Annotated in this window: 27 protein-coding genes; 12 read left to right on the top strand and 15 right to left on the bottom strand. The window is 63.1% G+C overall.

The features are described 5' to 3' along the window. Window positions 1-67: 67 nt before the first annotated feature. Window positions 68-1,000, top strand: coding sequence for a LysR family transcriptional regulator (locus VA602_RS07650; RefSeq protein ID WP_323452906.1), 933 nt, complete (start codon window positions 68-70; stop codon window positions 998-1,000). Window positions 1,001-1,009: 9 nt separating this feature from the next. On the opposite strand, the gene VA602_RS07655 is transcribed toward VA602_RS07650, so the two are convergent. Both VA602_RS07655 and VA602_RS07660 read right to left on the bottom strand, forming a co-directional pair. Further along, the gene (locus VA602_RS07655; RefSeq protein ID WP_054891960.1) at window positions 1,010-1,492 is read right to left on the bottom strand and encodes a GreA/GreB family elongation factor; all 483 of its coding nucleotides are present in this window, start codon (window positions 1,490-1,492) and stop codon (window positions 1,010-1,012) included. 2 nt (window positions 1,493-1,494) lie between these two features. Then, window positions 1,495-1,881: a hypothetical protein gene (locus VA602_RS07660; RefSeq protein WP_323452907.1), complete on the bottom strand. Its 387-nt coding sequence runs from the start codon at window positions 1,879-1,881 to the stop codon at window positions 1,495-1,497. A gap of 144 nt (window positions 1,882-2,025) precedes the next feature. Here VA602_RS07660 and earP point away from each other — a divergent pair, with 144 nt between their 5' ends. Both earP and efp read left to right on the top strand, forming a co-directional pair. Then, window positions 2,026-3,156 carry an elongation factor P maturation arginine rhamnosyltransferase EarP gene (gene earP, locus VA602_RS07665; protein WP_323452908.1) on the top strand — a complete coding sequence of 377 codons (1,131 nt, stop codon included), beginning with the start codon at window positions 2,026-2,028 and terminating at the stop codon, window positions 3,154-3,156. Between the two features lie 48 nt (window positions 3,157-3,204). Next, window positions 3,205-3,774, top strand: coding sequence for an elongation factor P (gene efp / locus VA602_RS07670; RefSeq protein WP_054891957.1), 570 nt, complete (start codon window positions 3,205-3,207; stop codon window positions 3,772-3,774). Window positions 3,775-3,834: 60 nt separating this feature from the next. Here efp and VA602_RS07675 read toward each other — a convergent pair whose 3' ends face one another. The 3 genes from VA602_RS07675 to VA602_RS07685 form a co-directional block, all read right to left on the bottom strand. Further along, on the bottom strand, window positions 3,835-4,263 hold the full coding sequence (locus VA602_RS07675) for an organic hydroperoxide resistance protein (protein WP_125931695.1): 429 nt from the start codon (window positions 4,261-4,263) through the stop codon (window positions 3,835-3,837). A 127-nt stretch (window positions 4,264-4,390) separates the two neighbouring features. Continuing rightward, entirely contained in the window at window positions 4,391-4,846 is a 456-nt protein-coding gene (locus VA602_RS07680) for a MarR family winged helix-turn-helix transcriptional regulator (RefSeq protein ID WP_065862097.1), read from the bottom strand. A 57-nt stretch (window positions 4,847-4,903) separates the two neighbouring features. Further along, window positions 4,904-5,857, bottom strand: coding sequence for a LysR family transcriptional regulator (locus VA602_RS07685; protein ID WP_054891955.1), 954 nt, complete (start codon window positions 5,855-5,857; stop codon window positions 4,904-4,906). A 116-nt stretch (window positions 5,858-5,973) separates the two neighbouring features. On the opposite strand from VA602_RS07685, the gene VA602_RS07690 reads away from it, so the two are divergent. Continuing rightward, window positions 5,974-6,723, top strand: coding sequence for a sulfite exporter TauE/SafE family protein (locus VA602_RS07690; protein WP_323452916.1), 750 nt, complete (start codon window positions 5,974-5,976; stop codon window positions 6,721-6,723). 6 nt (window positions 6,724-6,729) lie between these two features. On the opposite strand, the gene VA602_RS07695 is transcribed toward VA602_RS07690, so the two are convergent. Further along, window positions 6,730-7,581 carry a LysR substrate-binding domain-containing protein gene (locus VA602_RS07695; protein ID WP_323452909.1) on the bottom strand — a complete coding sequence of 284 codons (852 nt, stop codon included), beginning with the start codon at window positions 7,579-7,581 and terminating at the stop codon, window positions 6,730-6,732. Between the two features lie 96 nt (window positions 7,582-7,677). Between VA602_RS07695 and VA602_RS07700 the strand changes: the two genes are divergently transcribed. Beyond that, on the top strand, window positions 7,678-7,893 hold the full coding sequence (locus tag VA602_RS07700) for a DUF1127 domain-containing protein (RefSeq protein WP_054891953.1): 216 nt from the start codon (window positions 7,678-7,680) through the stop codon (window positions 7,891-7,893). A 35-nt stretch (window positions 7,894-7,928) separates the two neighbouring features. On the opposite strand, the gene VA602_RS07705 is transcribed toward VA602_RS07700, so the two are convergent. The 4 genes from VA602_RS07705 to VA602_RS07720 all read right to left on the bottom strand — a co-directional run bounded on the left by VA602_RS07705 (window position 7,929) and on the right by VA602_RS07720 (window position 10,033). Next, window positions 7,929-8,606 (bottom strand): response regulator transcription factor, encoded by a 678-nt coding sequence (locus VA602_RS07705; protein ID WP_054891952.1) that lies wholly within the window; start codon window positions 8,604-8,606, stop codon window positions 7,929-7,931. A gap of 7 nt (window positions 8,607-8,613) precedes the next feature. Next, complete coding sequence (locus VA602_RS07710; RefSeq protein WP_323452910.1) at window positions 8,614-9,003, bottom strand: translation initiation factor 2; 390 nt, start codon at window positions 9,001-9,003, stop codon at window positions 8,614-8,616. 132 nt (window positions 9,004-9,135) lie between these two features. Then, window positions 9,136-9,435 (bottom strand): YciI family protein, encoded by a 300-nt coding sequence (locus VA602_RS07715; RefSeq protein ID WP_151925550.1) that lies wholly within the window; start codon window positions 9,433-9,435, stop codon window positions 9,136-9,138. A 1-nt stretch (window position 9,436) separates the two neighbouring features. Beyond that, window positions 9,437-10,033, bottom strand: coding sequence for a septation protein A (locus tag VA602_RS07720; RefSeq protein WP_323452911.1), 597 nt, complete (start codon window positions 10,031-10,033; stop codon window positions 9,437-9,439). A 67-nt stretch (window positions 10,034-10,100) separates the two neighbouring features. Here VA602_RS07720 and VA602_RS07725 point away from each other — a divergent pair, with 67 nt between their 5' ends. The 6 genes from VA602_RS07725 to VA602_RS07750 all read left to right on the top strand — a co-directional run bounded on the left by VA602_RS07725 (window position 10,101) and on the right by VA602_RS07750 (window position 16,513). Beyond that, window positions 10,101-10,961: a PHP domain-containing protein gene (locus VA602_RS07725; RefSeq protein WP_054891949.1), complete on the top strand. Its 861-nt coding sequence runs from the start codon at window positions 10,101-10,103 to the stop codon at window positions 10,959-10,961. A 13-nt stretch (window positions 10,962-10,974) separates the two neighbouring features. After that, on the top strand, window positions 10,975-11,604 hold the full coding sequence (locus VA602_RS07730) for an L-threonylcarbamoyladenylate synthase (protein WP_081255296.1): 630 nt from the start codon (window positions 10,975-10,977) through the stop codon (window positions 11,602-11,604). 125 nt (window positions 11,605-11,729) lie between these two features. Continuing rightward, complete coding sequence (locus VA602_RS07735) at window positions 11,730-12,428, top strand: segregation and condensation protein A (RefSeq protein ID WP_162714451.1); 699 nt, start codon at window positions 11,730-11,732, stop codon at window positions 12,426-12,428. A 15-nt stretch (window positions 12,429-12,443) separates the two neighbouring features. Beyond that, complete coding sequence (gene scpB / locus VA602_RS07740) at window positions 12,444-13,211, top strand: SMC-Scp complex subunit ScpB (protein ID WP_063545720.1); 768 nt, start codon at window positions 12,444-12,446, stop codon at window positions 13,209-13,211. Window positions 13,212-13,361: 150 nt separating this feature from the next. Beyond that, entirely contained in the window at window positions 13,362-14,444 is a 1,083-nt protein-coding gene (gene rluB / locus VA602_RS07745; protein WP_065862088.1) for a 23S rRNA pseudouridine(2605) synthase RluB, read from the top strand. 647 nt (window positions 14,445-15,091) lie between these two features. Then, window positions 15,092-16,513 carry an amino acid permease gene (locus VA602_RS07750; RefSeq protein ID WP_323452912.1) on the top strand — a complete coding sequence of 474 codons (1,422 nt, stop codon included), beginning with the start codon at window positions 15,092-15,094 and terminating at the stop codon, window positions 16,511-16,513. Window positions 16,514-16,627: 114 nt separating this feature from the next. Here the strand turns inward: VA602_RS07750 and VA602_RS07755 are convergent, their stop codons facing one another. Beyond that, window positions 16,628-17,512: a LysR substrate-binding domain-containing protein gene (locus VA602_RS07755; RefSeq protein ID WP_054891943.1), complete on the bottom strand. Its 885-nt coding sequence runs from the start codon at window positions 17,510-17,512 to the stop codon at window positions 16,628-16,630. 173 nt (window positions 17,513-17,685) lie between these two features. Here VA602_RS07755 and ydiJ point away from each other — a divergent pair, with 173 nt between their 5' ends. Beyond that, window positions 17,686-20,706, top strand: a complete 3,021-nt coding sequence (gene ydiJ, locus VA602_RS07760; RefSeq protein ID WP_323452913.1) for a D-2-hydroxyglutarate dehydrogenase YdiJ — start codon at window positions 17,686-17,688, stop codon at window positions 20,704-20,706. A 48-nt stretch (window positions 20,707-20,754) separates the two neighbouring features. Here ydiJ and VA602_RS07765 read toward each other — a convergent pair whose 3' ends face one another. The 4 genes from VA602_RS07765 to phhA form a co-directional block, all read right to left on the bottom strand. Further along, window positions 20,755-21,948, bottom strand: coding sequence for an MFS transporter (locus VA602_RS07765; protein WP_323452914.1), 1,194 nt, complete (start codon window positions 21,946-21,948; stop codon window positions 20,755-20,757). Between the two features lie 92 nt (window positions 21,949-22,040). After that, the gene (locus VA602_RS07770; RefSeq protein ID WP_256216352.1) at window positions 22,041-22,169 is read right to left on the bottom strand and encodes a hypothetical protein; all 129 of its coding nucleotides are present in this window, start codon (window positions 22,167-22,169) and stop codon (window positions 22,041-22,043) included. 292 nt (window positions 22,170-22,461) lie between these two features. Next, complete coding sequence (locus tag VA602_RS07775; protein ID WP_054891940.1) at window positions 22,462-22,818, bottom strand: 4a-hydroxytetrahydrobiopterin dehydratase; 357 nt, start codon at window positions 22,816-22,818, stop codon at window positions 22,462-22,464. Between the two features lie 39 nt (window positions 22,819-22,857). Further along, complete coding sequence (gene phhA, locus VA602_RS07780; protein WP_323452915.1) at window positions 22,858-23,643, bottom strand: phenylalanine 4-monooxygenase; 786 nt, start codon at window positions 23,641-23,643, stop codon at window positions 22,858-22,860. Window positions 23,644-23,773 lie beyond the last annotated feature (130 nt).

Genomic DNA, 23,773 nt, shown 5'->3' on the forward strand with positions numbered 1-23,773 from the left:
GTATGATTACCTGCTGATAAGATCGCAATCACTACCGTCAGAGTGAACTTCTGGTTGGGAATCGCTTATGGAATCCTTCAGCAGCCTGGAGTGCTTCATCACCAGTGCCGAGGTCGGCAGCTTCGCCGAGGCCGCCCGGCGTCTGTCCATCACACCTGCGGCGGTGGGCAAGAACGTCGCCCAGTTGGAATCTCGCCTGGGTGTGCGCCTGTTCCAGCGTAGTACGCGCAAACTGACCCTGACCGAGGCCGGGCAACGCTTTCTGGGTGAGGTGAGCGAGAGTTTTCGCAGCATCCAGTACGCTGTGGCCAACCTGGCCAGTAGCGAAGGTCAACCGGCCGGGGTGCTGCGGGTCAGCATGGGTATCGTGTTCGGGCGTTTGTACGTGCTGCCGTTGCTGGGAGAGTTCTTGCGCCGATACCCGGCGATCGTCCCGGACTGGCATTTCGACAACCGCCAGGTCGACCTCATCGGCCAAGGGTTCGATGCGGCGATTGGCGGCGGCTTCGACCTGCCGCCGGGTGTCGTTGCGCGCAAGCTGGCGCCTGCACACCGGGTCTTGGTAGCGGCGCCTGAGTACCTGCAGCGGCACGCGCCGATCCAGATGCCGGAACAACTACCCCAGCACGACGGCATCCTGATCCGTTCACCGCAGACCGGGCGAGTGCGCTCCTGGCCGCTGACCAGCCGCAACCAGGAGCAGCGCCCGCTGCACCTGCGCCAGGCGATGACCATGAGCGACTCGGATGCAGCCTGCGCTGCGGCGGAGCAAGGGTTGGGCATTGCCTTGGTGAGCATGCCGTTCGCTGTGCCGTACTTGGCCAGCAAACGCCTGTGCCGGGTGTTGCCGGACTGGTATGTGGACGATGGCAGCGTCAGTGTCTACTACGCCGAGCGCAAGCTGCTACCGGGCAAGACGCGCGCGTTCATCGACTATCTGTTGGCGTGTTTCGAGGCGCAGGGGTTGGCGAAGCAGTTCGATGCGATGGCAGGCGCCTGAATTCTGCCGTCAGTCGACTTCGACAACGAACTGCACCTGCGCCACCCCGGCGAGCACCAGGCTTACTTCGTCATCGAGTTTCTTGCCGATCAACTGCTTGCCCAGCGGCGAGCGCGGGGTGATCACGGTCACCCGTCCAGGGCCTTCGCCGATTTTCAGCCCGGCGCCCTCGGGGCCGAGAAACAGCAACTGCTGGCGACCTTGCTCATCTTCAAGCGTTACCCGGTTGCTCAGCTGGATGCCGCGCGCCGGGTCGTAGTCGCGCAGCAGCAACTGCTGGTAGCTCAGCAGCGCCTGGCGGATTTCGGCGGTACGGCGCGCCTGGCCGGTGGCGAGATAGGAGGCCTCGAGCCCCAGGGTGTCGTACTTGTTCTCGGCGATGTTCTCTTCGGCGGTGGCGGTTTCGTAGGCGGTCTGGGCGGCGCGGCGCAGCACCTCCATGTCGTGCTCTAGGGTGTCGATGATGCGTGCGAGCAGGGTTGGCTTGTCCATGGTCAGCGGCAGAACTCCAGCACGTTGGCCTGGCTCTTGTCGGTCGGTGCATTGCGGTTCTGCTGCAGCCAGAACTGGCATTTGGGGTTGTTCAGGTTGCGCGGGTTGGCCTCGATGGCCTGTTGGGCTTGCTGCGTGTTGAGGATTTCCTTGTAGCGCTCGAACATCGCTTGCTGCGCGTCGGCCGGTTGCGGCGGGGCAACTGGGGCGGGCGCGCTGCGTGCCGGAGCCACTGCCTGGGCCAGTGGCTCGACCTGCTGTGGCCACAGCTGCCAGGCCAGCCACAGGCTTGAAGCGATGGCGACGGCGCCGAGCCACAGGCCGAAGGCCACGCAGACAATCAACTGCAAAGGGTTCAGGGTGATCTTCAGTTCGCGGCGACGGGGCATCGTGGCCTCCTGGCAGGGGTCGATCGAGGGGCCATTGTCGCATGGCTGTGCGATTTGTTTTATTGCCGGTGTGCGGGTAGCGCTTTTGTCGGTGCCGGTTTATCCGCACAATCCATGGTTTTCTGCGCTGCGAGGGGAGTGGTCGTGAAAGCCACCTGGGACATTTTCTGCACGGTCGTCGACAACTACGGCGATATTGGCGTCACCTGGCGCCTGGCGCGTCAGCTCGCCGATGAGCATGCGTTGATCGTGCGCCTTTGGGTGGACGACCTGCACGCGTTCGCACGCCTGTGCCCGGAGGCTGATCCACAGGCCGCCCGGCAATATCAGCAAGGCGTCGAGGTACGCCATTGGCCGGTCGATTGGCCCGCATGCGAAACCGCCGAGGTGGTGATCGGTGCCTTCGGTTGCCAACTACCGGCGGCCTATGTCGAAGCCCTGGCCGAGCGCTCGACACCAGCGTTGTGGCTGAACCTCGAATACCTGAGCGCCGAAGACTGGGTCGAGGGTTGTCATGGGCTGCCGTCGCCACAACCCAATGGCCTGCGCAAAGTGTTTTTCTTCCCGGGCTTCACCGCCAATACCGGCGGCTTGCTGCGTGAAGGCGAACTGCTGGGCAAGCGTGCTGCGTTCGAGCAGGATGCTGCCGCGCGCAAGGCATTCCTTGCCGGCCTCGGCGTGAAACCTGCGCCCGAGGCGCGACTGATGTCGTTGTTCGCCTACGAGAACGCGCAGCTGGGCCATTGGCTGGAAGCCCTGGCGGCAGACGATCAGCCCACCCACCTGCTGGTGCCCGAAGGTCGAATCCTGGCGGACCTGCACGCGTGGCTGGGTGAACGACTGGCCGTGGGCGAGGTGCGCCAGCGCGGGGCGCTGACCTTGCAGGTGCTGCCATTCGTCAGCCAGGACGACTACGACCGTATCCTCTGGTGTTGCGACTTCAATGCCGTGCGCGGCGAGGATTCCTTCGTGCGTGCCCAATGGGCCGGGCGCCCTCTGCTGTGGCACATCTACGTGCAAGAAGAGAACGCTCACTGGGAAAAGCTCGAGGCTTTTCTCAAGATCTATCGACAGGGGCTGTCAGACGATGCCGCAGATGCACTGGTGGCGTTGTGGCGTGCCTGGAACATGGATCGTGACATGGGCGAGGCCTGGCGCGGGGTGCTGAAACACTGGCCGCAACTGCAGACGCACGCCCGGCAATGGTGTCTGGAACAGGCCACTCGGCCGGACCTTGCCACAGCGCTGGTACAGTTTTACCGAAATTGGATATGATATGCGGCCTCGATTTTTATAAATCCATCCAGATTCGGATACTTCGTAATGAAAACTGGTAAAGAGCTGAAACCCGGTACCGTACTGCGGATCGACAACGACCCGTGGCTGGTCCAGAAAGCGGAATTCACCAAGTCGGGCCGTAACAGCGCGATCATGAAGACCAAGCTGAAGAACCTGCTGACCGGCTACAAGACCGAAACCGTCTACTTCGCCGATGACAAGCTGGACGACGTGATCCTGGATCGCAAAGAAGCGACCCTGTCGTTCATCAACGGTGATGAATACACCTTCATGGACACCACCGACTACACCATGTACGAGCTGAACGCCGAAGACATCGACGCCGTTCTGCCGTACATCGAAGAAGGCATGGAAGATGTCTGCGAAGCCGTCTTCTTCGAAGGCCGTCTGGTATCGGTAGAACTGCCGACCACCATCAGCCGCAAAGTCGTCTACACCGAGAACGCTGCTCGTGGCGACACTTCCGGCAAGGTCATGAAACCTGCCAAGCTGGCCAACGGTACTGAAATCCAGGTCGCCGATTTCATCGAAATCGACGAGTGGATCGATATCGATACCCGCGACAACAGCTTCAAGGGCCGTACCAAGAAGTAATCCTTCTGGCGCCCACAAAAAACCCGGCCTTGGCCGGGTTTTTTTGTGTCTGGCGTTTACTCAGACCGTCACGTGCAGGCGCACATCGACGTTGCCGCGGGTGGCGTTGGAGTATGGGCAGACTTTGTGCGCCTTCTCCACCAGGCTTTCGGCATCTGCCTGGGCCAGGCCCGGCAGGTTGATGTGCAGGTCGATGTCCAGGCCGAAACCACCGGGGATCTGGCCGATACCGACCTTGGCGGTGATCGAGGCGTCGGCAGGCAGGGCTTTCTTCTCCTGGCCGGCGACGAACTTCAGTGCGCCGATGAAGCAGGCCGAGTAGCCGGCAGCGAACATCTGCTCGGGGTTGGTACCTTCACCGCCAGCACCGCCCAGTTCTTTAGGGGTGCTCAGCTTGACTTCGAGCTTGCCGTCGCTGGAGCGGGATTTGCCGTCGCGACCACCAGTGGAGGTTGCTTCTGCGATGTACAGGGGAGTGACCTTTTGCATCTTGAGCCTCGCTTGTGTGCTGTGCGCCTTAGCGCTGGGTGGGTATGGGTTTAAATTAGCGCGCAATTATTTAGTGCGCAAGATAAATTTTCGACCATTCGTCTGACAGGCTTTCACAGCATAGTCCTCAGAGGTTTTTTTGCAGGCTGTTGCGCAGGTCGAGCAGTTCGGCCTGCAGCTTCTGCAAGCGCTCCACCGTGCGCCCGGAGGCTTCCAGGATGCAGTGCGGCACCTTGCTGGCCTCGTCGCGCAAATCACGGCCCTTGTCGGTCAGTTGCACCAGCACCACGCGCTCATCCTCGCGGCTGCGGGTGCGCTTGAGCAGGCCTTCGCTTTCCAGGCGCTTGAGCAGTGGGGTGAGCGAACCGGGGTCGGTCAACAGGCGCTGGCTGATTTCACCTACGGTCAGGCCGTCCTGCTCCCACAGCACGAGCATGGCCAAGTATTGCGGGTAGGTGAGGCCGAGGGCCTGCAACAAGGGTTTGTAGACCTTGGTCATCAGCAACGAGGTGGAGTGCAGGGCGAAGCAGACCTGATTGTCCAGCAGCAGCTCGTCGCAGGGGGCTTTGGTGTCGGCGTTCATGCAGGTCCTTGAATGAGTTCAGTTAAGAATCTAGCACGCTGATCGTTAGCGCGCTCATCAACCACGCAGTCCACTGCGTAGCGCCAGGTCCCAGGGAGGGACAGGACTGAAGCGGCTCTTGAGGAATTCGAGCAGCAAGCGGCTGCGAGAGTTCGTTTCATGTTCGAGTCGTAGTGCATAGATACCGGTGGTTTCCGGTTCGGGCAGGCCGTTTTCGCAGAACAGCGGCAGCAGTTCACCGCGTAGCAGGTATTCGCTGACCAGCCAGGTGGGCAGGTGGGCGATGCCGAGGCCGGCGAGGGCGCCGAACAGCAGGGTTTCGGCGTTGTTGGCGGTCATGCGCAGGCGTGCCGGGCGGTACAGGCGCACCTGGCCGTCGACGGCGAAGCGCCAGGCGAACGGTGGTGCCAGGCCATCCCAGTCCAGGCCGTCGTGCTGCGGCAGTTCGCTGGGGCAGGTGGGCACGCCTCTGGCGGCCAGGTACGCGGGGCTGGCGCAGGCGATGCGCACCATGTAGGCCAACGGAGTGGCGACCAGACGTGTGTCGGCCAGAGTGCCTGCGCGCAACACCAGGTCGACCTCGCCCAGGTGGCTGCCGTGCATGTCGACGAAACTGTCGATCAGGCGCAGTTGCACATCGAGCCCGGGGTAAGCCACCAGGAAGTCGGCGATCGCTGGCGCCAGGTGGCGGCGGCCGAAGGCTGCCGGGGCATCCATGCGGATCAGGCCTTCCGGTGCATTGCTCAGGGATACCGCTTCGGCCCGTGCCAGGCGCAGTTCCTCGATGATGCGCCGGGCGCGCTCGGCGAAGGCATTGCCTGCCGGGGTCGGGCGTACGGCATGGGTGCTGCGCACGAACAGGCGGCTGCCCACGGCGTTTTCCAGGTTGTCGATGCGTCGGGCGACTGCCGAAGGCGTCAAGGGGTGACGACGCGCGGCCGCCGAGAAGCTGCCGGTTTCGAGTACATCGAGAAACAGGCTCAGTTGTTCGGTGAGGATATCTGGACTCATGACCCTTCCCATGCTTGTGCGTAAAACGCAAAGCCATTGTGCGCTGCTGTGCGTTTCCCTGCCAGCCTCCACTGGGTAGCATGCCTGGATTGAGAATGCAGTCGAATGAGGCACTGATGATCGAGTGGTTGATGTACATCGTTTTGGGCGCGGCGCTGGGCACCATGGGCGGCCTGTTCGGGATCGGCGGTGGGTTGATTGCGATTCCTGCATTGGGAGTGCTGTTCGGTCTCGACCAGCAGCTGGCCCAGGGGACGGCGTTGGTGATGGTGGTGCCCAACGTGCTGCTGGCGCTGTGGCGCTATCATCAGCGCAACCGCATCGAGCTGCGCCATGCCGTGCCGCTTTCGCTGTGCAGCTTCATCTTTGCCTGGCTGGGCTCGATCTGGGCGGTAGGGCTCGATGCACACTCCATGCGCCTGGGCTTCGTCGCGTTCCTGGTGGCGCTGGCGGTGTGGAACGTGGCACGCATGTTCATGAAAGCCAGCGCGCCGAGCAGCCAGCTGCGTTATCCCTGGCCGTGGCTGGGTGTGCTGGGCTGTTTCGCCGGTAGCATGGGCGGGCTGTTCGGCGTTGGCGGCGCGGTAGTGGCCACGCCGATCCTGACCAGCGTATTCGGCACCACCCAGGTGGTGGCTCAGGGCCTGTCGCTGGCGCTTGCGGCGCCGAGCACCATGGTGACGCTGCTCACCTATGGCGTTCATGGCAGCGTTGACTGGCATGTCGGTATTCCGCTGGCAGTAGGCGGTTTGCTCAGTATCAGCTGGGGCGTGAAGCTGGCCCATGCGCTGCCTGAGAAAGTGCTGCGTACGCTGTTCTGCGTGTTTCTGATCGTCTGTGCGGTGATGCTGGGCCTGGAGCTCTGACAACCTTTACCTGAAGCCGTCGATCACGTAGTCGGCCATGCAGTCGGTGATCGGCGAATGGCTTTGCGCATTGCGCAGCAGCATCACATTGGCCATCGGCAACTGCGGCAGGCCCTGGTCTTCGCCGAGAATGCACAGCGAGTCGCCGATCAGGCTCTGCAACTGGGCCGTAACCGCCAAACCCGCGCCGACGATGGCAAAGATCGCAGCCAGGCTCGGACTTGTGTAGGCGATGCGGTAATCGACCCCCTGATGTTCGAGGGCGTTGCAGGCCCAGGAGCGGCAGAAACAGTCGGTGTTGAACATCGCCAGGGGGATCGGGCGCTGTTCGTGAGGGCAGAAACCCTTGGCGGCGGCCCATACCAGGCGTTCCTGGCGCAGCAGTTGGCCCACCTCGGCACCTGGCTCGCGGGTGATGATCGTCAGGTCAAGGTCCTGGCGCAGCATCAATTGCTTCGATGGCTCGCAATGCACCTCCACCTGGATCAGTGGATAGCTGCTGGCGAAGCTGGTGAGTATCGCCGGCAGAAAGCGCATGGCGTAGTCGTCCGGTGTACCGATGCGCACTACGCCGACCATGTGTGGCATGCGCAAGGTGTTGAACACCTCGCCGTGCAGCTTGAGGATGCGCCGGGCATAACCGAGCAGCACCTGGCCCTCGGCGGTCAGGCGCACCTGGCGTCCGTCGCGCTCGAACAACTGGCGCTGGAGGACGTCTTCCTCCAGGCGTTTCATCTGCATGCTCACGGCCGACTGGGTACGGTTGACGACCTCCCCGGCACGGGTAAAGCCGCCTTGTTCGGCGATGGCAACGAAGGTGCGCAAGACCTCGGCGTCGAGGCTCTGGTAGGTGGACATTGCATCAATCCTCCAGATGCAAGGCATAAGAAACATTCGTTGGATTGATCCTAAGCCTGGCGCGAGACTGAAGCCACTCACACGGAGGGCTTCACGATGAAAGGTCATGTCGGTTTTACCCACACTTCCTTCTCTTTGGGCCAACTGCTTGCACAGGCGCTTGAGCGACTGCTGCGCTGGCAGCAGCTGTACCGCCAGCGCCGTCAATTGGCCAGCCTCAGCGACGATGCGCTGCACGATCTGGGGTTGAGTCGGGCAGATACCCTGCAGGAGGTGGAGCGTCCGTTCTGGGACGATCCGTTGCGCAAGTAATGGTGTCACTGCGGGGCATGGGCGCCCCGCGGCCTTTACAGGCTGTAGTAGTAGCCGCGGCTGCGCAGGGCAACGATGCGTGGACGGCCATCGGCGTGGGGGCCGATCTTCTTGCGCAGGTTGCTGACGTGCATGTCCAGGCTGCGGTCATAGAGCGTCAGTTTGCGGCCCAGGCCGATCTGCGCTAGCTCCTGCTTGTCCAAAGGCTCGCCGGGTTGGCGCAGCAGGGCTTCCAGGATGCGGCTCTCGGAGAGTGTCAGGCTCATCTCGCGCTGATCGATGCTGACCACCCCGCGCACGGGGCTGAAGGCCAGGTCGCCGATCTCGATCTGGGTGCTGGGCGCCGCCGGGTGACTGCGGCGCAGCACGGCACGCAAGCGAGCGGTCAGCTCGCGCGGGTCGCAGGGTTTGGCCAGGTAATCGTCGGCACCCAGTTCCAGGCCCAGGATACGGTCCAGGGGTTCGCCTCGGGCCGAGAGCATCAATACCGGCAGCTCGGCGTGGTCGCTGCGCAGTTGCTTGAGCAACTCCAGGCCGCTGCCATCGGGCAGCATCACATCCAGCACCACCGCCGCCGGGGCGTGGGCGGCCAGGGCCTGGCGCGCGCTCTCGCCGTCGTGGCAGGCGCGGACCGCAAAGCCCTCCTGAGTCAGCCAGCTACCGAGCAGCTCGCACAACTCCTGGTCATCATCAATCAGTAACAGCTCGCTCATGACTCACTCAATTCAACCATTGTCGGCGTCTTCTGTGTCCGCCGCTGGCTAAGATACCGCAGACTGCCGACAACAGTGCAACGACCGCTCCGATCAGGAACCATTGCTGCTGGTCGGTAAGCAGGCGTAGGGGGCTGGTGGTCTGCAGTTTTTCCACCGTAGCCTGCAGGCGCTGATTGTCCTGGCGCAGGCGTTCGAGTTGGGTGGTTTCCCGGGCGCTGTCGGCATTTTGCAGCTGTTTGCTCAGTGCAGCGCGCTGTTTCTCGCTTTCCTCCAGACGTTGCTGCAGCTCGGTGATGCGCGCACCGGCTTCCAGCGACAGAGGCTGTTCGGCGAGGGCGAGGGGGGAGAGCAGCAACAGGCAGAAAAGCAGCAGGGACATCGGACCTTGGCGCATCGGGACTCCTGATTCTTGTTCGATTCAGAAGGTTGTCGGCAGTGGGTCGCAATAGATGAATCCGGGGATTGCCTGGGCCGGTTCGCGTGCACGTCGTCGTGAAGGCTTGCCCGCGAACAGGCCCGATCAGGCTCAGGGCAGCACTTGCTTGAACGGTTTGACCACCACCTTCTCGTACACGCCTGCCGCGATGTACGGGTCGGCGTCGGCCCAGGCCTGTGCGGCGGCAAGGGAGTCGAATTCGGCGACGATCAGGCTACCGCTGAAGCCGGCAGCGCCGGGATCGTTGCTGTCGATGGCCGGATGCGGGCCGGCCAGGACTACGCGGCCTTCGGCCTTGAGCTGGTGCAGGCGCTCGATGTGCGCGGGGCGTGCAGCCAGGCGTTTTTCCAGGGAGTTTTCGACGTCGCTGGCGATGATGGCGTAGAGCATGTCAATCCTTGGGTTTAGGGGTGGAAGGGTCGGCGTCGTGCAGGTGGCGCGACAGGTACACGCCCTGAGCCACCAGGAAGATCACGGTCATGCCCAGGCTACCGAAGACCTTGAAGTCGACCCAGAACTCCTGGAACGTGAAGGCGACGAACAGGTTGGCTGCGCCGCAGACCAGGAAGAACAGGATCCAGGCCAGGTTCAGGCGGGTCCAGATCGTTTCCGGGAGTGTCAGGGCATGGCCCATGATCCGTTTGACCAATACCCGATCGCCGATGAAGTGGCTGCCGGCGAAGGCCAGCGCGAACAGCCAGTTGACTACCGGCGCTTTCCACTTGAGGAAGGTTTCGCTGTGGAAGGCCAGGGTGAGGCCGCCGAACACAAGGCAGGCCACCAGCGTCAGCAACTGACCCTTTTCGAGCTTGCGATGGCGCAGGAACAGCGCGCCGTAGACCACCACGGAGCTGATGATGAGCATCGCCGTGGCACTGTAGATGCCGCCGAACTCGAAGCTTTGTCCGGCGAATTCGACCGGGCGCGGGTCCAGCTTGTAGACGATGAAGAACAGCAGCAGCGGGATGAAATCGATGAATTGTTTCACAATGGCAGCCAGAAGCGGGATGTGACGGCATAATAACAAACATCGATTCCGGCGAAAGCGCTCCTCCATGAATGTTGATCTGCACTGTCACAGCACGGCCTCCGACGGCGCCCTGTCGCCCACGGCACTGGTCGCCCGCGCCCACGAGCACGGGGTGCGCACGCTGGCGCTGACCGATCACGATACCCTCGAAGGGCTCCCCGAGGCGCGCCAGGCGTGTCTTGACCTGGGCATGCAATGGGTCAGCGGGGTGGAGCTTTCCTGCACCTGGGGCGGTGCGACCATCCATGTGCTGGGTTACAACTTTCCCCTCGATGCGCCGCCACTGTTGGAGGCCATCGAGCAATTGCACCGTGGTCGCTGGCTGCGCGCCGAAGACATCGCCAGGCGCCTGGCGGGCAAGGGCATGCCCGATGCGCTCGAGGGCGCGCGCGCCGTGCAGCAGGAGCTGGGCGACAGCGGCAACGCGCCGGCGCGCCCGCATTTTGCCGAATTCCTGGTGCGTGCGGGGCATGTCAAGGACCGCGGCGAGGCGTTCCGCAAATGGCTGGGCGCCGGCAAGCTGGGGGACGTCAAGTTGCATTGGCCGACACTCGAGGAAACTGTCGCGACCCTTCGCCAGTCCAACGCTTGGGTGAGCCTGGCCCATCCCATGCATTACGAACTGACGCGTAGCAAGCGCAGACGCCTGATCGCCGACTATATTCAAGCGGGAGGGCAGGCGCTTGAAGTGGTCAATGGCATGATGCCGCCCGAGCAAGTGGGCACGATGTCCATCCTTACCCGTGAGTTCGGCCTGCTGGCAAGCGCTGGCAGTGACTTCCACGGCCCCGGCACCTGGGGCGAGATCGGTGCCTACCGGCCATTGCCCGAGGACCTGCCACCTCTGTGGCGCCGATTCAGCCATGAACAGCCTATGGCGGTATGAACAGGACGATTACGTGAGTCAATTCTTCCAGATTCATGCGGAGAACCCGCAAGCGCGCCTGATCAAGCAGGCCGTGGAGATTATCCGTAAGGGCGGGGTGGTGGTGTATCCGACCGACTCGGCATACGCCCTGGGTTGTCAGATCGGCGACAAGGCGGCGATCGAGCGGGTCCGGCGCCTGCGCGGCCTGAATAAAACGCACAATTTCACCTTGATGTGCTGCGACATGTCGCAGCTGGGGTTGTATGCCAAGGTCGATACCGGCACCTTCCGCCTGCTCAAGGCCCATATCCCCGGCCCGTACACCTTCATTCTCAACGGTACCCGCGAGGTGCCGCGCCTGTTGCTGCATGAAAAACGCCGTACCATCGGCCTGCGCGTGCCGGACCATGGCATCACCCTGGCGCTGCTCGCGGAACTGGGCGAGCCGTTGATGAGCGTCAGCCTGATCCTGCCCGGCGACGATGAGCCGATGACCGATCCCTACGAAATCCGCGAACGCCTGGAGCACCACGTCGATCTGGTCATCGACGGCGGCTTCGGCGATCTGAAGGCGTCCACCATCATCGACCTGTCCGGTGACGAGCCACAGCTGATCCGCGAAGGCTGCGGCGATCCCACACCCTTCCTGGTCAACGCGTGAACCAGGTGCAGGCCCCCGAAGCGACGCCGGTCGAAGGCGAGGTACCGCAGCAACTGCAACTGGCGCTGGTCTATGGCGAAGCCCTGACCGAAATGCCGGTCGACCTGTACATCCCGCCGGACGCCCTGGAGGTCTTCCTCGAAGCCTTCGAGGGCCCGCTGGACCTGCTGCTGTACCTGATCCGCAAGCAGAACATCGATATTCTCGACATCCCCGTGGCCGAGATCACTCGGCAGTACATGGGCTACGTCGAACTGATGAAGTCGGTGCGCCTGGAGCTGGCTGCCGAATACCTGGTGATGGCTGCCATGCTGGCCGAGATCAAGTCGCGCATGCTGCTGCCGCGCTCCAGTGAAATCGAGGAAGAAGAGGGCGATCCGCGCGCCGAGCTGATCCGCCGCCTGCAGGAGTACGAACGTTTCAAGGCGGCCGCCGAGGGTATCGACGAGCTGCCGCGGATCGGGCGCGAGGTGCTGGTGCCACAACTGGAGGCGCCGCAGGCCAAGGTGCGCAAATTGCTGCCCGACGTCGCGCTGGAAGAAATCCTGCTGTCGATGGCCGAAGTCATGCGCCGCAACGACTTGTTCGAAAGCCACCAGATCACCCGTGAGACCTTGTCGACCCGCGAGCGCATGAGCGAGGTGCTCGAGCGTCTGAAGGGCGGAGGCTTCGTACCCTTCATCGAGCTGTTCAGCGTCGAGGAGGGCAAGCTTGGTGTGGTGGTCACCTTCATGGCGATTCTCGAGCTGGTGAAGGAATCGCTGATCGAACTGGTGCAGAATGAGCCTTTCACCCCGATCCATGTCCGTGCCCGGGCCGAGTGACAGTAAAGAGCGCCGATGAACCTGAACGAACCCCGCGACCTTGCGTCGCTGATCGAGGCCTTTTTGCTGGCCTCAGGCAAGCCACAGTCCCTGGAGCGTCTCTTCGAATTGTTCGAGGAGGCAGAGCGACCGGCGCCGGCCGTGTTCAAGAAGGCCCTGGAGGTGCTCGGCAAGTCGTGCAATGGTCGCGCCTTCGAACTCAAGGAAGTGGCCAGCGGCTACCGTCTGCAGATTCGTGAGGACTTCGCACCCTGGGTCGGTCGCCTGTGGGAGGAGCGCCCGCAGCGCTATTCCCGGGCGCTGCTCGAGACCATGGCCTTGATTGCCTACCGTCAGCCGATCACCCGTGGCGAGATCGAAGATGTGCGTGGGGTGGCAGTCAACAGCAACATCATCAAGACCCTGATGGAACGCGAGTGGATCCGCATCGTCGGCTACCGCGAAGTGCCTGGCCGCCCGGCCATGTTCGCCACCACCAAGGCGTTTCTCGATCATTTCAATCTCAAGAGCCTCGATGAGTTGCCGCCCCTGGCCGAGTTGCGCGAGATGGAGCCAGAACCTGTGCTCGACGACCTGGACGATGCGCCGGTGCCCGCGCACCTGCAGGCGTTGGCCGATGCCAGCCTGGGCGAGGATGGGCCTGAAGACGAGGGTGAGCCGAAGGAGGAGACCAGCTTCCGCAGCTTGCTGGTGGAGCTGGATGCCATGGAAGAAGGGCTCAAGATCGACTTCGATGACTTACGCGAGGAAGAGGATGTGGTCGAGGATGAGGACAAGTCCTGATCTGCGCTGACCCTTTCACAGGCTAACCGCCGGGCAGAAAAACATTCGCATCCCGATGCGCCAGCTCCCTGAACCGCGTACAATACGCGCCCTCTTGGCGCATCCGCCGCCAAACCGCTTTCACTACACCGCACACCGGGAGGTGCCCAGATGAGTGACAAAGACCTGCAAGAAACCCAGATCACCCCGCCGTCCGGCGAAAAGCTGCAGAAAGTGCTGGCACGCATCGGTGTGGGTTCACGCCGTGACGTCGAAGCCTGGATCAGCCAAGGCCGCATCAAGGTCAATGGCGTCGAGGCTACCCTCGGCCAGCGCGTCGACCTGCACGATGCCATCGCTGTCGACGGCAAGCTGATCAAGCGCGAGGAAGCCGCCGAGGCGACCCGCCGCGTCATCATGTACAACAAGCCCGATGGCGAGATCTGCACCCGTGACGACCCTGAAGGCCGTCCGACCGTGTTCGACCGCCTGCCGCGCCCGAAAGAAGGCCGCTGGATCAACATCGGTCGTCTCGACATCAACACCACTGGCTTGCTGCTGTTCACCACCGACGGTGAATTGGCCAACCGCCTGATGCACCCTTCCTACGAGATGGACCGCGAGTACGCGGTGCGTGTCCGTGGCGAGGTCGACGACGAGATGATCGAACGCCTCAAGGCGGGCGTGATGCTCGAGGACGGCCCGGCCAAGTTCACCGATATCCAGAAGGCGCCGGGCGGTGAAGGCTTCAACCACTGGTACCACTGCGTGGTGATGGAAGGCCGCAACCGTGAGGTGCGTCGCCTGTGGGAGTCCCAGGGCATGGTGGTCAGCCGCCTGAAGCGTGTGCGCTTCGGCCCGGTGTTCCTCAACTCCGACCTGCCGATGGGCCGCTGGCGTGAAATGAGCCAGGGCGAGATCGACATCCTGGCCGCCGAAGTCGGGCTGCAACCGGTGGCGCTGCCGACCCTCAACCTCAAGGCCAAGGACAAGCTCGAGCGCTTGCAGCGCAAGTCCACGCGCCCCATGGGTCGTGGCGAGCGCGTACGTGACTTGCGCCCAGCCAAGGATGCCGGCGAGCGTCAGCCGCGCGCGGCCAGCGAGCGTCCGGCGCGTCCGGCTCGTGAGGAAGCACCGCGCAAGGGTGGCCGTGGCAGCACCGTTGCCGAACGCCCTAGCGAAATGCGCAAGCGTCCTGCACGTGCCGAAGGCGACAAGCCGGTTGGCCGTGGTCGCGGCAAGCCGCGTGGGTGATCGCATCCTGCGGTGAAAAGCCAGCCTTCGGGCTGGCTTTTTTGTGCCTGGTCGAAAACTGAGCGTCCTCAAGCCCCTGAGTACGAAGCATTTTTCGTCACGCTGGAAAGTTTTTGAACCACCTTGTAACGAAATTTATACGAAGTCTGCCGGAATTGCCGTTCGGTTTCCTGCTTTGCAAGTTGGTGTAAACAGATCTTGCCGCATGCCGCGCTGTAGGGCCTTGCGCCGGCCATTCGTGCTCTTGCCCAAAGCCCCGCCTCGCGCTGATATGACGGGCATTGCCACGTGCATCAGCCCACCACTGCAGTCGGGCCTACACAACAACAAATGGAGGCGCCATGTACGCCGATCACTACGCCATTGATGGCCCTTGCCACAGGACCGCTGCGTTTTTTCCCGAGGAAACGACGCAACGCGTTGACGCCTGCGCGCTCGCAGGGGTATACAATGCGCCGCGTTTTACCTGTGACCCCCTCGCGTACCACGCATTCTCGCCGACTCCCGGCTGATCCGCCTCAGGCTCCGTGCCAGGCGCGACGCCAGGGTCCGGGAACCCAAGGTAACCACCTTGCCTCATTCCGCTGTGCCACCAGCGCGGCGGGTCCGATTCCGTCACAGATAAAAACAAGCAGGTGACTTCGTTCATGAGTGGACACAATTCGCAGTCGTCAGGCGAACTCAAGCGTGGCTTGAAGAACCGCCATATCCAGCTGATCGCCCTGGGCGGCGCCATTGGTACCGGCCTGTTCCTCGGTTCGGCCGGGGTGATGAAATCCGCCGGCCCCTCGATGATCCTTGGCTACGCCATCTGTGGCTTCATCGCCTTCATGATCATGCGCCAGCTCGGCGAGATGATCGTCGAAGAGCCTGTGGCCGGCTCCTTCAGCCATTTCGCTCACAAGTACTGGGGCGGCTTCGCGGGCTTCCTGTCGGGCTGGAACTGCTGGGTGCTGTACATCCTGGTGGGTATGTCGGAGCTCTCCGCAGTCGGCAAGTACGTCCACTATTGGTGGCCGGAGATCCCGACCTGGGTCACTGCAGCGGGCTTCTTCCTGCTGATCAACGCGATCAACCTGATGAACGTCAAGGTGTTCGGCGAGGCCGAGTTCTGGTTCGCGATCATCAAGGTGGCCGCCATCGTCGGCATGATCGCCTTGGGCGCATATCTGCTCACCAGCGGCAGCGGCGGACCGGACGCCTCGGTGACCAACCTGTGGAGCCATGGTGGCTTCTTCCCCAATGGCGTGAGCGGGTTGGTGATGGCGCTGGCGATCATCATGTTCTCCTTCGGTGGCCTGGAAATGCTCGGTTTCACTGCCGCCGAAGCTGACAAGCCCAAGACCGTGATTCCGAAGGCGATCAACCAGGTCATCTACCGCATCCTGATCTTCTATATCGGTGCCCTGGTGGTGCTGCTGTCGCTGACCCCGTGGGACAGCCTGGTGGCCAGCATCGATGCTTCCGGCGGCAGCTACGGCAGCAGCCCGTTCGTCCAGGTGTTCTCGCTGCTGGGCAGTGACGTGGCGGCGCATCTGCTGAACTTCGTGGTACTGACCGCGGCACTGTCGGTGTACAACAGCGGCACCTACTGCAATGCGCGCATGCTCTACGGCATGGCCGAGCAGGGCGATGCGCCGGCGGGCCTGGCGAAGATCGACCGTCGTGGCGTGCCGGTTCGGGCGATCCTGGCGTCGGCAGCGTTCACCCTGATTGCCGTGCTGCTCAACTACTTCATGCCGCAGCATGCCCTGGAGTTGCTGATGTCGCTGGTGGTCGCGGCGCTGGTGATCAACTGGGCGATGATCAGCTACTCGCACCTGAAGTTCCGCCAGCACCTTGACCGTACCGGCCAGAAACCGCTGTTCAAGGCGCTGTGGTACCCGTACGGCAACTACCTGTGCCTGGCCTTCGTGGTGCTGATCCTGGGCATCATGCTGCAGATTCCGGGGATCCAGGTTTCGGTCTATGCGATTCCGGTGTGGCTGGTGGTGATGTATGTGTTCTATGTGATCAAGAGCAAGCGCATGGCGCAGGCGGGTACTGCGGCGGGTAGCGTGGCCAAGTAAGCCGGTAGCTTGATTCGGGAAACCCGGTGCCAGGGGCTGGTGCCGGGTTTTTTGTTGTCTGATCGGGCCCTGTGGGAGCGGGCTTGCCCGCGAAAGCGCCCAACCAGGCAACCGCTAAATCTGCTCCAACAACCACCCGCGAAACGCCCTGAGCGAGGGCAGCGCCTCGTTGCGCGGCGGATAGATCAGGTAGTAGCTGCGCTGGCTTGCAAACGCCTCGCCCGGGCTGAACAGCTCGCCCTTGGCCAGTTCTTCGGCCACCAGAATCCTTGGCACCAGGCCGATGCCGATCCCGGCGCGTACCGCCTGGATCAGGTGCGATGTCAGCTCGAAGCTCGGCCCCAGGCGCATGGCGCGATGCGCCAGTTCATGATGGGAAAACCATTCGCCCCAGGCATGCGGATTGTTGGCGACATTGAGCAGCAGCTCTTCGCTGATCCGCGCTGGCGTCCATGTCTGCGCCGCACCCGCCGCCTGCGGCGGCAGGATCACCACCAGTTCCTCGGCATGCAACCGGTGGCAGATCAGGCCGGGCAGGTCGTGGCTGGCCACACCGATGGCGGCATCGATCTCGCTGGTGTCGAAATTGATCGCTTCGATGCGTGAATGGATGTGCACCAGCATCCCGGGATGCGCGCTGTAGAACGCGTTCAGGCGCGGCAGCAGCCATTTCGAACCGAAGGTGGGCAGTGTCGCCAGGCGCAGGGTGCCGACCCCGGACTGGTAGGCGAGTGCCTGCAGCGTGGCACTGCGAATACGTCCAAGGGCTTCGCTCAACTCGCGCTGGTACAGGCGCCCGACATCGGTCAATTGCACCTGGCGCCCTTCGCGGCGGAACAAGGTCAGGCCCAGTTGCTGCTCCAGCGCCTGGACCTGGCGGCTGACTGCGCTCTGGGTCAGCGACAGCTCGACGGCCGCGCGGGTGTAGCTTTCATGCCGGGCAGCGGCCTCGAAGGCCAGCAGCAAGGACATCGATGGGGTCAGGTGGCGGTAATTCATTCATGAAACTCATCGATAGCGGCAGGATTATCCGTTTGCCCTCGGCTGGAAAGTACAGGAACATTGGCCTATCCGTCATCCGGCCCGCAGTTATTCATGCCGGATGAGCAACAGAGCGTCGCCTGCCGGTGATGCCAGACCGTGAACCTGCCCATACAAGAGGCCATCCTTCGATGATCGCCCAGTTGCCCGTCCGTGCGCCTGTCGCCGGCTACCCCGAATTCCTCGAAGCCCTGAGTGCCAGCGGCTTCCGCGGCCAGATCAGCGCCGACTACGGCACCCGTACGGTGCTGGCCACCGACAACTCGATCTATCAGCGCCTGCCCCAGGCGGCCGTCTTCCCGCTCGATGCCGACGACGTGGCGCGCGTCGCCACGCTGATGGCCGAGCCGCGTTTTCGGCAGATCAAGCTGACCCCGCGCGGCGGCGGTACGGGGACCAACGGCCAGTCGCTGACCGACGGCATCGTCGTCGACCTGTCGCGGCACATGAACACCATCCTTGAAATCAACACCCAGGAGCGTTGGGTACGGGTGCAGGCTGGTGTGGTGAAGGATCAGCTCAACGCTGCGCTCAAGCCGCACGGGCTGTTCTTCGCCCCTGAGCTGTCGACCTCCAACCGCGCCACGGTCGGCGGCATGATCAACACCGATGCCAGTGGCCAGGGCAGTTGCACCTACGGCAAGACCCGTGACCACGTTCTTGAGCTGCACAGCGTGCTGCTCGGGGGCGAGCGACTGCACAGCCTGCCGATCGACGACGCTGCGCTGGAGCAGGCCTGCGCCGCACCTGGCCGGGTCGGTGAGGTCTATCGCATGGCGCGTGAGATCCAGCAGACCCAAGGCGAGCTGATCGAGACCACCTTCCCCAAGCTCAACCGTTGCCTGACCGGTTACGACCTGGCGCATCTGCGCGACGAGCAGGGCCTGTTCAACCTCAATAGCGTGCTGTGCGGCGCCGAAGGCTCGCTGGGCTATGTGGTCGAGGCCAAGCTCAACGTGCTGCCGATCCCGAAATACGCGGTGCTGGTCAACGTGCGCTACACCAGTTTCATGGACGCCCTGCGCGACGCCAATGCGCTGATGGCGCACAAGCCGCTGTCGATCGAGACCGTCGATTCCAAGGTACTGATGCTGGCGATGAAAGATATCGTCTGGCACAGCGTCGCCGAATACTTCCCTGCCGACGCCGAGCGCCCGACCTTGGGTATCAACCTGGTCGAGTTCTGCGGCGACGAGCCGGACGAGGTCAATGCCCGCGTCGAGGCCTTCGTCGAACACCTGCGCAGCGATACCAGCGTCGAGCGGTTGGGCCACACCCTCGCCGAGGGCGCCGAGGCAGTGACGCGCGTCTACACCATGCGCAAGCGTTCGGTGGGGCTGCTCGGCAACGTCGAGGGCGAGGTGCGGCCGCAGCCGTTCGTGGAAGATACCGCGGTACCGCCGGAGCAGTTGGCCGACTACATCGCCGAATTCCGTGCGCTGCTCGATGGCCATGGCCTGGCCTATGGCATGTTCGGTCACGTCGATGCCGGGGTGCTGCACGTGCGTCCTGCGCTGGACATGAAAGACCCGGCCCAGGCCGCGTTGGTCAAGCCGATCTCCGATGCGGTGGCGGCGCTGACCAAGCGCTATGGCGGCTTGCTCTGGGGCGAGCATGGCAAGGGGCTGCGCTCGGAATACGTGCCGGAATACTTCGGTGAACTGTACCCGGCCCTGCAGCGGCTCAAGGGCGCATTCGACCCTTACAACCAGCTCAACCCGGGCAAGATCTGCACACCACCCGACAGCGCCGAGGGCCTGACGCCGGTCGATGGTGTCACCCTGCGTGGCGACCTGGACCGTAACATCGACGAGCGCGTGTGGCAGAGCTTTGGCAGCGCCGTGCACTGCAACGGCAACGGCGCCTGCTACAACTATGACCCCAACGACGCCATGTGCCCGTCGTGGAAGGCCACCCGCGAGCGTCGCCATTCACCCAAGGGGCGCGCCTCGCTGATCCGTGAATGGCTGCGCCTGCAGGGCGAGGCCAATATCGATGTGCTGGCCTCGGCCCAGCGCAAGGCGTCGTGGATCAAGGGCCTGCCCAAGCGCCTGGCCAACCTGCGGGCCCAGCGTCAGGGGCAAGAGGACTTTTCCCACGAGGTGTACGACGCCATGGCCGGCTGCCTGGCGTGCAAGTCGTGCGCGGGGCAGTGCCCGATCAAGGTCAACGTACCGGACTTCCGTTCACGTTTCCTCGAGCTCTACCACGGTCGCTACCAGCGCCCGCTGCGTGACTATCTGATCGGCTCGCTGGAGTTCACCATTCCGTACCTGGCCCATGCGCCGGGCTTGTATAACGCGGTGATGGGGTCGAAGTGGGTCAGCCGCCTGCTGGCCGACAAAGTCGGCATGGTCGACAGCCCATTGATCAGCCGCTTCAACTTCCAGTCCACCCTGACCCGCTGCCGTGTGGGTGTGGCCAGTGTGCCGGCGCTGCGCGAGCTGACCCCGGCCCAGCGCGAGCGCAGCATCGTGCTGGTGCAGGACGCTTTCACGCGGTACTTCGAGACACCGCTGCTGGCTTCGTTCATCGAACTGGCCCACCGGCTGGGCTACAAGGTGTTCCTGGCGCCCTACAGCGCCAACGGCAAGCCGCTGCATGTGCAGGGCTTCCTCGGCGCCTTCGCCAAGGCAGCCATTCGCAATGGCCGGCAGCTCAAGGCCCTGGCTGATTGCGGTGTGCAGTTGGTGGGTCTGGATCCGGCGATGACCCTGGTCTATCGCCAGGAATACCAGAAGGTCGACGGCCTGGAGGGTTGTCCGGCAGTGCTGTTGCCGCAGGAGTGGCTGATGGATGCGTTGCCCGAACAGGCTGCAGGGAAGGGCGGCAGCTTCCGCCTGATGGCGCATTGCACGGAGAAGACCAACGTTCCGGCCAGCACCCGGCAGTGGGAGCAGGTGTTTGCGCGGATGGGGCTCAAGCTTGCCACCGAGGCCACCGGTTGCTGCGGGATGTCGGGCACCTACGGGCACGAGGCGCGTAATCAGCAGGCTTCGAAGACCATCTTCGAGCAGTCGTGGGCGACCAAGCTGGACAAGGAAGGCGAGGCGTTGGCGACGGGTTATTCGTGCCGTAGCCAGGTCAAGCGCATGGCCGAGAAACAGCTTCGCCATCCGCTGGAGGTGGTGTTGCAGTACCTGGTGCACTGATCTCACGGCCTCTTCGCGGGGATGCCCGCGAAGAGGCCAGCGCAGCCTTCAGTCGTGCAGCTCTCGCCCCAGCCGTGCCTGGCGGTACAGATACAGGCTCAGCACCAGCCCGCAAACCGCCGCACCTGCGGCGAACAGAAAGATCGACCTGAAGCCGAAGCCTGAGGCCACCGCACCGACCAGCGGCCCGGTGATCCCCAGCGACAGATCGATGAACAGCGAATACGCCCCGACCGCAGCCCCGCGGTTGGCTGCCGAAACCTGGTTCACGGCTTCCACTCCCAGTGCCGGGAAGACCAGCGAAAAGCCGAATCCGCTCAGCGCGGCGCCGACCAGGGCCAGCTCGGCGTTGGGTGCCAGCCATAGCATCAGCAGCCCCAGGGTTTCCACCGACAGGCAGGCGATGGCCACGCGAAAGCCGCCGATGCGGTTGATCAGATTGCCGAACAGCAGGCGTGCACAGATGAAGCTGGCGCCGAACAGGCTCAGGGTCAGTGCAGCGTTCGGCCAGTTGCGGCTGGCGTAGTAGAGGGTGATGAAGGTCGCGATGGTGCCGAAACCGATCGACCCCAGCGCCAGCCCCGAACCATGCGGAAATACCTTGCCCAGCACCTGCAGGAAGGGCAGGCGCTTGCCCGCCACCACCGGTGCTGCCTGCTTGGGCCAGGCCAGTGCCAGGCCGAGAATGCCCAGCAGGATGACGCTCACGCCCATGCTCCACAGCCCCAGGCCCTTGACCATCAGCACCCCTAGCGGCGCGCCGACGGCCAGCGCGCCATAACTGGCGATGCCGTTCCAGGAGATGACCTTGGCGGTGTGTTCGGCGCCGACGCGGCCGATGCCCCAGCCGATCGAGCCCGAGCCCACGAGGCTCTCCGCGCTGCCCAGCACCAGGCGCCCGATGAGCAGACAAGTGAGGCTTAGCCAGGGCAAGTGGGTGAGGAAGCTGCAGGCCAGCATGAACACCCCGCTCAGGCCGCAGCCGAACAGGCCCCACATCACCGCCTTCTTGCTGCCGAGGTTGTCGATGATACGGCTGGCGGTCGGGCGGCTGAGCAGGGTTGCCAGGTACTGGACGCTGATCACCAGGCCTGCGAGTACGGCACTGAAACCCAGGTCGTTGTGCACATAGCCGGGCAGCACGGCGAGGGGGATGCCGATGTTCAGGTAGCCGATGAAGGTGAAGAGAACGATGGAGACGACTTGCAGGGTAACCGCAAGAGGACGCGGTGAGTCGGGCATGGGGGCCTTCAAGGTTCTGGACTGTGTGAAAACGTGATGACGGGGATGACCCGCAGGTCAGCCGTTTTCACACGGTCGGTGGGGATGCGCGGTTATTCCTGATCGGCGCTGGATTGATCGTCACTGTCCTGCGAAGCAGGTGCCGGCTCGGCGGCGTGGGCGGTGACGGTTTGCTCTTCGGGGTTCAGGCTTGGGAAGGGAAGATTCGGGATTTCATGCATCTCGTCGTTCCTCGCAAGTGTGAGTGAAAGGGCAGCGCTTGGCGCATTGGAAGCTTTTGAAAAGCTGGGGCAGGATACAGCAGTCTGGATGACAGTTTGAGATTTTTCCCTCTCGCTTGTCGGTTTTGCGGGCGAATAGCGGACGGTGTGCGCCTCGGTTGTGCTGTGAATGCATTCGCGGCGGTCCAGCGCCCCGATAAACTCGCACCTGCAGGCAGGTCACTATTCCTGTAGGCGCGGGCTTGTTGGAGCGTGGAGCCGCCGCGAAGAGAACGACGCGATCCAGCTGGCGTTACTTACGCCCTTCAGCCGTCTCAGCGACCTTGTCGGTGCGTGCACACATGATGAAGTCGTTGCGGTGCAGCCCTTTGATCGAGTGGCTCCACCAGGTCACGGTGACCTTGCCCCACTCGGTGAGCAGGCCGGGGTGATGCCCTTCGGCTTCGGCGATTTCGCCGACGGCGTTGGTGAAGGCCAGGGCGTGCTTGAAGTTCTTGAACAGGAACACGCGCTCCAGTTCCATGTGGCCGTCGCGCACTTCCACGCTCCAGTCCGGGATCTCGCGAATCAGTTCGGCCAGCTCTTGGTCGCTGACCTTCGGCGCGTCAGCACGGCAGGCTTCGCAGTGGGCTTGGTTCAAGGCATTCATGGAGGTTTTCCGCTTTCGAGTTGTTGTCGGCAAGACGGCTCAGGCCGCCTTGGGTGGGAATTTCGGCGCGTGCAGGCCCAACTGCATGGCGTGCTGGACCATGCCCATGATGTCCTCGTGGGCCAGATCGAACAGGCGCTTCATGTTCGGCAGGACGAAGTACACCGGCTGCAGGATATCGATACGGTAGGGCGTACGCATGGCTTCGATCGGATCGAAGGCTTGGTGTTCAGGTTCGCTGGACAGACTGTAGACCGTCTCCTTGGGCGAGGAGAGGATACCGCCGCCATAGATCTTGCGGCCCTGGGCGGTTTCCATCAGGCCGAACTCGATGGTCATCCAGTACAGGCGCGCCAGGTACACCCGTTGTTCCTTGGTCGCCGCCAGGCCGAGCTTGCCATAGGTATGGGTGAATTCGGCGAACCAAGGGTTGGTCAGCAGCGGGCAGTGGCCGAAGATCTCGTGGAAGATGTCCGGTTCCTGCAGGTAGTCCAGTTCTTCCGGGGTGCGGATGAAGGTGGCGACCGGGAAGCGCTTGCTGGCCAGCAGTTCGAAGAAGGTCTGGAAGGGGATCAGCGCCGGCACGCGAGCGACCTGCCAGCCTGTGGTGGCGCCCAGCACCCTGTTGACTTCGCCCAGTTGCGGAATGCGGTCATGGGGCAGCTTGAGCTGGTCGATGCCGTCCAGGTACTCCTGGCATGCGCGGCCCTCGATCACTTTCAACTGGCGGGTGATCAGGGTGTTCCACACCGCATGCTCTTGCTGCGGGTAGTCGATAAAACCCTGCGCATCGGGCTCGCGGGCCACGTATTGCGTCTGTTTCATGGAGCTCTCCTGGTGAGGGCTTTCTTGTTATTTGGGACTTGCCCTAGGAATAGCCTTACGCAGGCGGTTTTGCACGGGTCGATCTGCGGGGTGACAAGGAAGGAATGGGGTGTTTCTGTAACGATAATTT

This window comes from Pseudomonas machongensis (assembly GCF_034961125.1).
Classification (GTDB): Bacteria; Pseudomonadota; Gammaproteobacteria; order Pseudomonadales; family Pseudomonadaceae; genus Aquipseudomonas; species Aquipseudomonas machongensis.

Coding starts and splice junctions, on each gene's coding strand:
- VA602_RS07650 (WP_323452906.1), top strand. CDS start 68: ATGGAATCCTTCAGCAGCCTGGAGTGCTTCATCACCAGTGCCGAGGTC.
- VA602_RS07655 (WP_054891960.1), bottom strand. CDS start 1,492: ATGGACAAGCCAACCCTGCTCGCACGCATCATCGACACCCTAGAGCAC.
- VA602_RS07660 (WP_323452907.1), bottom strand. CDS start 1,881: ATGCCCCGTCGCCGCGAACTGAAGATCACCCTGAACCCTTTGCAGTTG.
- efp (WP_054891957.1), top strand. CDS start 3,205: ATGAAAACTGGTAAAGAGCTGAAACCCGGTACCGTACTGCGGATCGAC.
- VA602_RS07675 (WP_125931695.1), bottom strand. CDS start 4,263: ATGCAAAAGGTCACTCCCCTGTACATCGCAGAAGCAACCTCCACTGGT.
- VA602_RS07680 (WP_065862097.1), bottom strand. CDS start 4,846: ATGAACGCCGACACCAAAGCCCCCTGCGACGAGCTGCTGCTGGACAAT.
- VA602_RS07685 (WP_054891955.1), bottom strand. CDS start 5,857: ATGAGTCCAGATATCCTCACCGAACAACTGAGCCTGTTTCTCGATGTA.
- VA602_RS07690 (WP_323452916.1), top strand. CDS start 5,974: ATGATCGAGTGGTTGATGTACATCGTTTTGGGCGCGGCGCTGGGCACC.
- VA602_RS07695 (WP_323452909.1), bottom strand. CDS start 7,581: ATGTCCACCTACCAGAGCCTCGACGCCGAGGTCTTGCGCACCTTCGTT.
- VA602_RS07700 (WP_054891953.1), top strand. CDS start 7,678: ATGAAAGGTCATGTCGGTTTTACCCACACTTCCTTCTCTTTGGGCCAA.
- VA602_RS07705 (WP_054891952.1), bottom strand. CDS start 8,606: ATGAGCGAGCTGTTACTGATTGATGATGACCAGGAGTTGTGCGAGCTG.
- VA602_RS07710 (WP_323452910.1), bottom strand. CDS start 9,003: ATGCGCCAAGGTCCGATGTCCCTGCTGCTTTTCTGCCTGTTGCTGCTC.
- VA602_RS07715 (WP_151925550.1), bottom strand. CDS start 9,435: ATGCTCTACGCCATCATCGCCAGCGACGTCGAAAACTCCCTGGAAAAA.
- VA602_RS07725 (WP_054891949.1), top strand. CDS start 10,101: ATGAATGTTGATCTGCACTGTCACAGCACGGCCTCCGACGGCGCCCTG.
- scpB (WP_063545720.1), top strand. CDS start 12,444: ATGAACCTGAACGAACCCCGCGACCTTGCGTCGCTGATCGAGGCCTTT.
- rluB (WP_065862088.1), top strand. CDS start 13,362: ATGAGTGACAAAGACCTGCAAGAAACCCAGATCACCCCGCCGTCCGGC.
- VA602_RS07750 (WP_323452912.1), top strand. CDS start 15,092: ATGAGTGGACACAATTCGCAGTCGTCAGGCGAACTCAAGCGTGGCTTG.
- VA602_RS07755 (WP_054891943.1), bottom strand. CDS start 17,512: ATGAATTACCGCCACCTGACCCCATCGATGTCCTTGCTGCTGGCCTTC.
- ydiJ (WP_323452913.1), top strand. CDS start 17,686: ATGATCGCCCAGTTGCCCGTCCGTGCGCCTGTCGCCGGCTACCCCGAA.
- VA602_RS07765 (WP_323452914.1), bottom strand. CDS start 21,948: ATGCCCGACTCACCGCGTCCTCTTGCGGTTACCCTGCAAGTCGTCTCC.
- VA602_RS07770 (WP_256216352.1), bottom strand. CDS start 22,169: ATGCATGAAATCCCGAATCTTCCCTTCCCAAGCCTGAACCCCGAAGAG.
- VA602_RS07775 (WP_054891940.1), bottom strand. CDS start 22,818: ATGAATGCCTTGAACCAAGCCCACTGCGAAGCCTGCCGTGCTGACGCG.
- phhA (WP_323452915.1), bottom strand. CDS start 23,643: ATGAAACAGACGCAATACGTGGCCCGCGAGCCCGATGCGCAGGGTTTT.